General features: G+C 65.7%; 6 protein-coding genes and 1 pseudogene. 5 read left to right on the top strand and 2 right to left on the bottom strand.

Annotated elements, in window-relative coordinates; genetic code table 11:
* Positions 1–429, top strand: a pseudogene (locus QCN29_RS35910) (hypothetical protein); the annotation flags it as partial.
* A gap of 289 nt (positions 430–718) precedes the next feature.
* Here QCN29_RS35910 and QCN29_RS35905 read toward each other — a convergent pair.
* Both QCN29_RS35905 and QCN29_RS35900 read right to left on the bottom strand, forming a co-directional pair.
* Positions 719–2686: a DUF5107 domain-containing protein gene (locus tag QCN29_RS35905; RefSeq protein WP_279933442.1), complete on the bottom strand. Its 1968-nt coding sequence runs from the start codon at positions 2684–2686 to the stop codon at positions 719–721.
* A gap of 42 nt (positions 2687–2728) precedes the next feature.
* Positions 2729–3973, bottom strand: coding sequence for an ROK family protein (locus tag QCN29_RS35900; protein WP_279933441.1), 1245 nt, complete (start codon positions 3971–3973; stop codon positions 2729–2731).
* A gap of 286 nt (positions 3974–4259) precedes the next feature.
* On the opposite strand from QCN29_RS35900, the gene QCN29_RS35895 reads away from it, so the two are divergent.
* The 4 genes from QCN29_RS35895 to QCN29_RS35880 all read left to right on the top strand — a co-directional run.
* Positions 4260–5552: an ABC transporter substrate-binding protein gene (locus QCN29_RS35895; protein WP_279933440.1), complete on the top strand. Its 1293-nt coding sequence runs from the start codon at positions 4260–4262 to the stop codon at positions 5550–5552.
* A gap of 62 nt (positions 5553–5614) precedes the next feature.
* Complete coding sequence (locus QCN29_RS35890) at positions 5615–6499, top strand: carbohydrate ABC transporter permease (protein ID WP_279933439.1); 885 nt, start codon at positions 5615–5617, stop codon at positions 6497–6499.
* 28 nt (positions 6500–6527) lie between these two features.
* Positions 6528–7445, top strand: coding sequence for a carbohydrate ABC transporter permease (locus QCN29_RS35885; protein ID WP_279933438.1), 918 nt, complete (start codon positions 6528–6530; stop codon positions 7443–7445).
* Positions 7446–7604: 159 nt separating this feature from the next.
* Positions 7605–9521: RICIN domain-containing protein (locus QCN29_RS35880; RefSeq protein WP_279933436.1), on the top strand; the 1917-nt coding region annotated here is incomplete at its 3' end.

Below are 9521 nucleotides of genomic sequence, written 5' to 3'. Positions count from 1 at the left end.
CGCGCACCGAAGGTGACCCGCTCCCTGCCTTCCATGGCGCTGTTTGGTGCGGCGTACGCCACCGCCTCCCTCGGCTGCACCATCGCCCCCTTCCTCGCCATCGTTGTCTCCGCCTTCCGCAGCGGCTCCACCGGCGAAGGCATCACTCTGTTCACCGCCTACGCCGCCGGCATGGGCCTGATCGTCGGCGCCGCCTCCCTGACCGTCGCCCTCACCCGCACCACCGCCGTCACCCGGCTGCGTCGCCTCGGCACGATCGCCCCCCGCCTCGGCGGCGGCCTGCTCACACTCGTCGGCGCGTACGTCGCCTACTACGGCTGGTACGAGATCCGCGCCTTGCCCGACCCCACCACCGACCCCGTCATCGACACGGCGGCGGCTTCCAGCGAGCCGTTGCCGACACCCTGGACACCGCCGGACCGGCTATGATCGCCGCGCTCTTCGCGCTCCTGCTGCTCGCCTCACTTCTGATCTGGCGCCGCAAGCGCACGAGTCGGCACACCGGCGTCCAACCGTGATCAACACCAGCGCACAACTCGACTTTCGTTCCCGATACCCGGACGCCCATCTCCTTCGACATCCGCTCCTGGAACTGGCGACCCGACCTCGAAGCCCCGCAGTCCATGACTGGATCAAAGTTGTTGGCCTGACTCCCCGACAGAGTGCTCGCTAGAGTGTGGGCTTCATCATCGTCTGAACCAGGAACTTCATGAGTCTTCTAGCGGATGTCGGGCTTCATCACGAAGTCATAGCGCTCGGGCACGGGCAAAGCCTCGCCGTCGGCTTGGCTGGACATCGTCAGGGCGCGCTGACAGTCATTCCACAGGTCGCTGAGGGAGGTGTCGCCTTCACGCAGGTTCGGCACCTCGATGCCGTCCTCGAGCAGGGCGCGGCACCGGTCGAGGAGACCGTCCTCCAACGCGGCTCGGGCCTCCAGCAGCTGCAGCCGGCCGTCGCTTTCGTTCTTCGCACACCACGCGTCGATGTATCCCAGCGCTGCACGCGCTTGGCCCGCTTTCAGCAGTACTTCAACGAGTTCATGCAGCAGGGGCAGTGACCGCGGGGATAGGGTGTAGGCGTGCCGGTAGCAGGTGGCCGCGAGTTTCCACTCCGCGTCGTGCACGGCCAGCATCCCTATGTTGCGCCAGGCCCACGAGGTGGGCCGCATCAGAACGGACTGCGTCCAGACCAGCGATGCTTTGTCCAGCTTCCCGTTGGCTGCCTTCAGCACCCCCAGGTGCAGGTCAGCCAGCCAGCCGCCAGACTCCTTCAGCAAGGGCCCCCAGGCCGGGTCCGTTTGGTACGACACGGGTGCCGTGTCAGAGGCGGGCAGCCGTCCCTGGTACAGCAGCGCGAGCCACGACTCCTGTTCGGTGCCCAGGGAACTGTCGAGGAACGGAGTGGCCAGCAGCTCGATGGGGGAGCCGCCGGTGCAGGACCGCAGATGCCGTTCCAAAGCACCCCATCCGGTTCCGATGTGCAGCACGGCATTCGGAGCCCCATCAGCCCAGTCACGGGCGCTTTTCGCCTCAGCCGCCATGCGATCGGCGCTCACCAGCAGGTCGACGGCGTCCTCAGCGGCAGCCCTGGCAGCGTCCCAGTCGTCGCCGTGAACGGCCACCGGATCCGCGGTGACGCGTCCATAGGCCTCCAGCCAGGACCAAGTGGTGCCTGCCGGCAGGGGCAGGTGCTCCAGCTGGGTCCGGGCCAGGCCAGCCTGGATCTCAAGATAGGACGCCCCGGACGGGGAAAGCCACTCCTGCCAGCGTCTGCCGCCGCGGTGCTGCCCCCACACGAAAAGCTTGCGCCCTCGTAGCTGCCGCGTCGATGCCTGGGCCAGACCGGCACCGTCGCCGTTGAGTGCGGCGATCCACGGCCGCCGGTTCAGGTTGAGATCGAAGAAGTAGTCGGCCGCAGCGTCGGCGCGGCTGGGGTACGTGCGGTCGACGCCGTCATGCTGGGGGATGGGCACCCGGCGGATCGACCGGTCGTAGGAGAACTGCCAAGCTGCGTCCGCGGGAGCCAGAACCCTCGTGTCGGGGCGCTGCGGCACGGCGATGTTGGACCACCAGTAGACCGGAATATCCTCACTGTTCGGATTGACGATCTTCACGTGGACGAACAGGACCTCGGAGTCCTCTGGAAGCCAGGCGTCGATCTGGAACACAGCCCGCCGGATCCGCTCGAACTCGTACATGCGCAGCACCACCGTGCCGTCCGGATGGCGTGCCTCCACAGCATGCACGGGAGAACTGGTCGTGGTGCTGTGGCCGATCGTTCCGAAGTTCCACTCCACGCCGCCTGCCACCCACGCATCCCGCAGCGCCAGGTTGGCCGGCTGGAAGACGGTGTTGGCGTACACCAGATCCTGGCCGGTCGGCTTGTGTACGAGAGACCACAGGCGTCCGCCGGAGTTCAGCAAGAACGTGGCGCGCAGATATTCGTTTTCCAGCACAGCTGCCCGGTGGGGTTGCGGGGTCAGTTCACGGGAGTAGCCGTCCTGTATCAGGTAGGGCAGCACGTGGCGCACCCGGCCGTAGGCGATGTTGCGGCGCATCTCCGGGTCCGCATCCCCGGGATCGGCCACATCGTGCGTGTCCAGGGAAGAGAACAGCGGAGGAAGCGGATTGTCCGGTCCGAGGTCGGCGGTGGGCATCGTGACTTCGGTGATGCGCAGTTCACTCATACAGCGTCCTTGAACGTGGAGGCGGGCTGGTGTGTGGATCCGTCAGGCATCGCTGGGCGGCCTCACCAGGGTGGGGTCGTCGAAGAGAGCTCCCAGGGCGATTTCGGCCGCACCCCGCGTCGCGGCGGCGAAGCCGAGGCTGGAGCCCACAACACGGGTCGATGCCATGACCGGCGTCATCACCCGGGCATTTAGGGCAGTTTGGGCAGCGGGGACGAAGTAGTCGCTGAGGAAGGAGAAGTAGCCGCCCAGGACGATCACTTGGGGGCCGACGATGTCCGTCAGGACACTCAGGCCATGGCACAGGTGGTCACTGACGTAGCGGACCCCGTCGAGGGTCCGGGCGTCACCGGCGATGGCGCGCCTGCGCACCTCTGCCAGGCGCTCCTCCAAGCTCACCGTGTGATCGCGGACAGTGTCGCCAGCGTCGGCGATCCGGCTGAGGAGGGCGTTACCCCCCACCGCGGTCTCCCAGCAGCCCCGGCGCCCACATGCGCAGACCGTGTCGGCGGGTCCGAGCGGGGCATGGCCGACTTCACCGTTGAGGCGGGTGAGTTTTCCGTCGATGAGGACGCCGGCGGCGACACCGCTCTCGCCGGTCAGCAGCAGAAGATTCCCCATCCCTGCTGCGCTGGCGGTGAGTTCTGCCAACGAGGCGGCGTGGGCATCGTTTTCGATGCGCAGGTCGACGCTCTGCCTGCCGATGCGCTGACGCAGCATGGCGAGGGCGGGGGTGTCGTGCCAGGCGACGTTGGCGGCGAAGACCACATCGCCTCTGTCCGGGTCCACGGTGCCTGGAGTGACCAGGCACAGCCGCAGCGGCTGGATACCGCGAGAGCTGATTTCGGCCAGTGCCTGCCGGGCGAGATCTCCGGTGATGTCGAAGACTTCCTCTATACCGAGACGCGTGGTATCAAGGGGCCGCTGGGACTCGAAGACCACCGATCCAAGTGGATCCAGTGCCAGCCCCCGAACGCAGGTGGTGCTGATCTCGATACCCAGCCCGCAGACACCGCTGCCGTCCAGGACGAGGGTCAGGCCGGGGCGTCCCAGCCCTTGATTGCGGGTCAGTTCGCCCTCTCTGACCAGGCTGCGCTCGAGTAGTTCGGCGACGAGCGTGGAGATGGTCGCTTTAGGCAGACCCATTTCGGTGGCGAGCTGGCTGCGGGAACGGGGGCCGTGGTCCCTGAGGAGCTTGAGGATCCCGCCCAGGTTGGACCGCCTGACGACGGCTACCCGGTTTGCATCGATGCAGACAGTCGGTTTGGCGGGGCTGGTGGGCGGCATAGTTTCCTTCCCGTACTCCTTAACGGCCGCGGAATGCGGCCCCGACATCATGGAGTGGTGCGGAGCCACAAGAAGCGCTGACGCCATCTTTCACAGCCCTTGACTTATTGGCGTCGTGCTTCGACACTGAGCGTGTCTACTTAGTTCGAACTCTAGACGAACTAAGTCGGACGGGCAAGGAACTTAGATTCCACATCGGCCTTCCGGCCCCGTGCCTTGCAGATGCCTCACCTCTTCATCGACGCGCCCTCGACCCTCAGGCCGCACCACCTCGAAGGATGGCCCAATGCCATACGCGAAACCGCTCAGAGCGAGCGCTGCCCTGGCTCTGATCACCGCTCTGGCAGCCACTGGCTGTTCGACGACTTCCGACGGGTCCGACGGTGACGCGGGCTCCAAGCGCCTCACCTACTGGTCGATGTGGACCCAGACCGAACCTCAGGCGCAGGCGCTGAAAAAGTCCATCGCCGCCTTCACCAAGAAGACCGGCATCAAGGTCGACGTGCAGTGGCAGGGCCGCGAAGTGCTCGACAAGCTCGGTCCCGCGATGCTGTCTGGGAAGGCCCCCGACCTGGTCGACCAGAGCTTCGACAGGCTGCTGCCGGTCCTCGCGGCCAACGGCAAGGCCGAAGACCTCTCACCAGTGCTGTCTATGGACGTTGACGGCGGCAAGAAGGTCAGCGAGGTCATCCCGCAGAAGTACCTCGACGTCCTCCCCCGGGGCAAGGACGGCACCCCGTGGATGATGCCGTACGAGGCGATCTCCGTCTCCATCTTCTACAATGGCAAGGACCCGCTGGTCACCGCCCCGCCGAAAACGTGGGACGAGCTCCTCGCCATCTGCAAGGCAGCGAAGGCCAAGGGCAAGGCCTGCATCGGTACCGACGCCGACCAGGGATGGGCTACTCAGTACTGGTTCGACTACCTGCTCAACCGCAACGGTGGCTCCCTGGAAGCGCTCTCGTCGGACAAGACAGGCGCCGCCTTCAAGAACCCCGTCGTCCTCAAGGCCGCCCAGCAGGCCGAAGACCTGGTCAAGAACGGCTACCTGATCAAGGGGTATGACGCCACGAAGTACCCCGAGCAGCAGGGGCGCTGGGTCACCGGCAAGTCGGTCTTCTTCCTTATGGGCAGCTGGCTGCCCAGCGAGGTGCAAAAGCTGAAGCCCGCCGGCTACGAGTTCAAGTCCGTCACCTTCCCGACCACCGTGGATGCGACCAAGAACGCTACCGACATCCTGCCCATCGGCTTCTCGATCCCCAAGGGCTCCAAGAACGCCAAGGCGGCGCAGAAATTCATCGCGTTCTTCCTCAACAAGGACCAGCTCAGCGGCATCTCCACCATCGCCAAGAACGTCACCCCCCGCCCGGACGTCGCCGCCCCGGCTGAACTGCAGGACGTCGCCGCGCAACTGAGGGACACCAGCCTGCGACTGCCGGGTGAGAACGCCGACACCGACTGGCAGACCAAGGTCCTTTCCACCACGTTCAGCAAACTCTGGCTCGGCAAGATCAGCGCCAAGGACTTCGTCACCCAGGGTGCCAAGGCCAGCGCGGACTACTGGAAGGCCAAGGGCTGATCCCCATGTCCTCTGCAGTTCGATCCGTCGGGCGGCGCACCCGCCGCCCACCGGGCAGTCCGATGGAACGGACCCAACGGCGCACCTTCTGGCCGTTCCTCACCCCCGCTCTGCTGATGTTCAGCCTTTTCTTCATCGCCCCCATCGTCTTCAGCGCGTGGCTCAGCTTCCACCGCTGGGACGGCATCAGCACCATCGAGCCACGCGGCTTCAAGAACTACATCAACCTCTTCCACGACCCCGTCTTCCTCACCTCCCTGAAGAACACCGCCCTGATCCTCGTGGTCGGAGGCGGGCTGGTCTTCGTGATTAGCTTCGCCATCACCGCGGTCCTGCGCGAGATGACCGACCGCAAGTTCGTCAAGAACGTGCTGTTCTTCCCCGTCCTGGTCAACCCGCTCGTCTTCGGCGCCATGGCAGGACTGCTCTTCCGCCCTGACGGCATCGTCAACGCCCTGCTCGACGTCGTCGGCATTAGCCACCCGCCGAAATGGCTGGGGGAGCAGAACCTGATGAAGATGATCATCGCGGTCACGGTGTGGGCCGGCACCGGCTTCTACACCACCGTGCTGATGTCGGGAGTCGACCAGATACCGCCCACCTACTACGAGGCTGCCGAACTGGACGGTGCCGGACCCTGGCGGCGCTTCTGGAACGTTACCATCCCCCTGTCCTGGGACGTCATCACCGTCTGCGCCATCCTGTGGACCATCTCAACCATCAAGGTGTTCGAGCTGGTGCTCGTCTTCGGCGGCACCGTCAGCGGGGCACCCCCCAACGACACCTACACCACCGCCCTCTACGTCTACGAGAGCGCCTTCTCCGCCAAGACCACCCGCGACTTCGGCGTGGCGTCCGCAGCCGCCCTGGTCAGCCTCGTCCTCGTCACCGTCGCCGCCATCGTCCTGCACCGAATGATGCGCCGCGACGCCGTCGAGCTCGCCTGAAACACCGCCGGCCGCAAAAGGACCCGCCATGACCGCGACAACCCGGGCCTCCGCAACCGGACAGCAACAGACGGCCTCCCGCCTGCCCAATCAACTCCTGCGACGGCTACGCCCCGCCAGTCTCGGCGCCGCAGCCGTCCGCACCCTGTGCGCGGGCAACATCCTGCTGCTGTTGTGGATGGTGATCACCTCTCTGCGCAGCACCAAAGAAATCTTCGTCGACCCCGTTGGCCTGCCCACCCACCCCCGGTGGGAGAACTACACCGAAGCCTGGAAGACCGGCGGATTCGGGCCCGCCCTGTTCAACTCGGTCCTCGCCGCCGTCGGCTCTGCAATCATCTCCGTCGCCATCGCAGCACCGGCCGCCTATGCGCTCTCCCGCACCAAGCGCAAGGCCGGCGGCCCCCTGACCCTGCTGTTCGCCCTCGGTCTCGGCGTCCCCGCCCAGCTCATCATCATCCCGGTGTACGTGACGCTCGCCAAAACGCAGGCCGCCACCCACCTGCAGCTCCTGGACAGCATGCAAGGCCTGCTCTTCGTCTACGTCGGCCTCGCCATGCCGTTCACCGTCTTTCTGCTGACCGGCTACTTCCGCACCCTTCCCCTCGAGGTGGAGGAAGCCGCATGCATGGACGGAGCCGGCGCGCTGCGCACCTTCGTCCAGGTCGTCCTGCCCATGGCCCGCAACGGCATCATCACCGCTCTCATCCTCCAGGTCCTCGGAGCCTGGAACGAGACCCTCTTCGCCCTAGTACTGCTGACCGACACCGCCAACCGCACCCTCCCCGTCGCCCTGCTGTCCTTCATCAACCAGCAGCAGTTCTCGGGCACCGACTGGGGCGGAATGTTCGCCGGAGTCGTGATCATCATGGTTCCGGTGCTCGTTCTGTTCGTCGTGCTGGGCCAGCGGCTGATCGCGGGCATGACGGCCGGCGTCAGCAAGTGATCCGGGCGGCTTCGGCCGCCGACCCAAGACATCGAGGGTCGGCCCTCGAGAGGCTGGGACACCTTCCCAGCCACATCCCCTGCGAGAAGCGCATCCCCGACCGCACCTGCGGTGTGCATTCCCCTCCTCGCACGGAGTCACCGAAAAGAAGGGATCGCTGTGAGACCGATCAAGGCACTTCGCACGCGAGCTGCTCTCGCGATGCTGCTGCCGCTCGCACTCTTCGTGACGGAAGCGAGCGTCGCTCCCGCCGCAACTGCGGCAGGGTCATACACCATCACGACGAGCGCTGGCGGCTCCTGGTCAAACCCCGACGACTCGCCCGCGAGCCCGTTCATCGACAAGGACGGCAAGTTCTACTTCCAACAGGCGCACGCGCTCTACGGCCCCAACGACAGCCGCAAGTGGAGCTTCTTCACCGGCAGCAACTTCGACTCATACAGCACCGCGGGCATCACCAACACCGCCGACAATGCCAACACCACCACCCGCTGCAACAACAGCCCTACCGGACTGAAGTCCACCTACGCGCCCAACCGTACGGGCTACTCGCAGCGCAACTACTGCGACCTCATGGGCGTATGGGTCGACCCGGACTCCGGCACCTGGTACGGCCTGGTCCACAACGAGTTCACGCCGCAGCCCTTCGGCGACGGCATGCACTTCGACTCGATCGACTACGCCACCTCCAGCGACCAGGGAAACACCTGGACCATCCAGGCCCAGGTCATCACCTCGCCGTTCAGCACCCAGCGCGGCGACACCGCAGCCTTCCCGAACCAGACCTACTACTTCGGTGACGGCGACCCACGTCTCTTCGTGGACTACGCGTCGGGCTACTTCTACGTCTACTACATGTCGCAGGTCCTCAATAAGTCCGGCGGCGGCCGCGCCGACTTCGGCCACGTCGCCCGCGCCCCGATCTCCGGTAAGATGGCGCCCTCTTCCTGGCAGAAGTGGTACGCCGGTTCGTGGTCGGAACCGGGTATCGGCGGCCGGGAAGCCTCCCTCATTCCCTCCGACGGCACCAGCGCGGGCTACATCAACGACGTCTACAACCCCGCCAACACCGGGACCGTCTCCCAGCAACGTAACGCCGGCCGACTGCCCACCGCTACTCCGCTGCCGTACATGAACATCGCATACAACGCCTACCTCGACCTGTACATCGGCACGCCCGGTAACGAAGTCAACGCCGCCGGCCCCCTGCACGTGTACGGAACCAAGGACCTCACCACCCAGAAGTGGACCGAGATCGGCACCGTCAGCGCGCCCACCGGAGCCTCCTGGTACCGGTTCTTCGTTGACTCCGTCAGCAAGACCAGTTCCATGCTCCTGGGTCGCGACTTCCGGATCTACTGCAGCTTCAACTGCACCTCCTCATCCTATGGGATGTACTCCAACGTCACCATCAACGCCGCCGCCAGCGACCTGCCCGTGGCGCCGGTCAACAGCACCACCACCTACCAGATCAAGGCCGACAACGGAAGCTACCTGCTCCAGTCCGGCACCGGGGTAGTCGTCACCACGACCTCCTCCACCTCCGCCTCGCAGCACTGGAGGTTCACCCCTACCGGCAACGGCTTCTTCACCATCACCAACTCCGCCTCCGGCCAGGCCCTCGGCGTCAACGACACCACGGACACGGGCCGCGCCTGGAACGCCGCACTGACCCTCGGCACCGCCGGCTCCAGCCCGTCGGTCGGCAAGCAGTGGCACATCCAGCGCGTCATGAACAACGGTACCAACACCCCCTCCGGTTCCTACCGACTAGTCAACCGCTACAGCGGCCTGTCGATCAGCCTTACCTCCAACGCGGTCACCTCGCCGCAGCGCAACTGGAACAACCCCGGTGCGACCGGTGACACCCGTCCGACCGCCGCCCAGACGGTGACCTTCACCAGCACCAGCACCAGCACCAGCTCACCGATCTCCAAGGCGGACTGGAGCGTTGTGTACTCCGACAGCGAGGAGACCACAGGTGAGAACGGCACCGATGCCAACGCCATCGACGGCAACCCGGCCACGAAGTGGCACACCAAGTGGTACGGCGGAAGCGACGCGCTGCCTCACGAG

The organism is Streptomyces chengmaiensis (assembly GCF_029846775.1).
GTDB classification, from domain to species: Bacteria; Actinomycetota; Actinomycetes; order Streptomycetales; family Streptomycetaceae; genus Streptomyces; species Streptomyces chengmaiensis.
The sequence above is the reverse complement of the archived record's forward strand: the minus strand, read 5'-3'. Positions and strand labels throughout refer to the sequence as shown.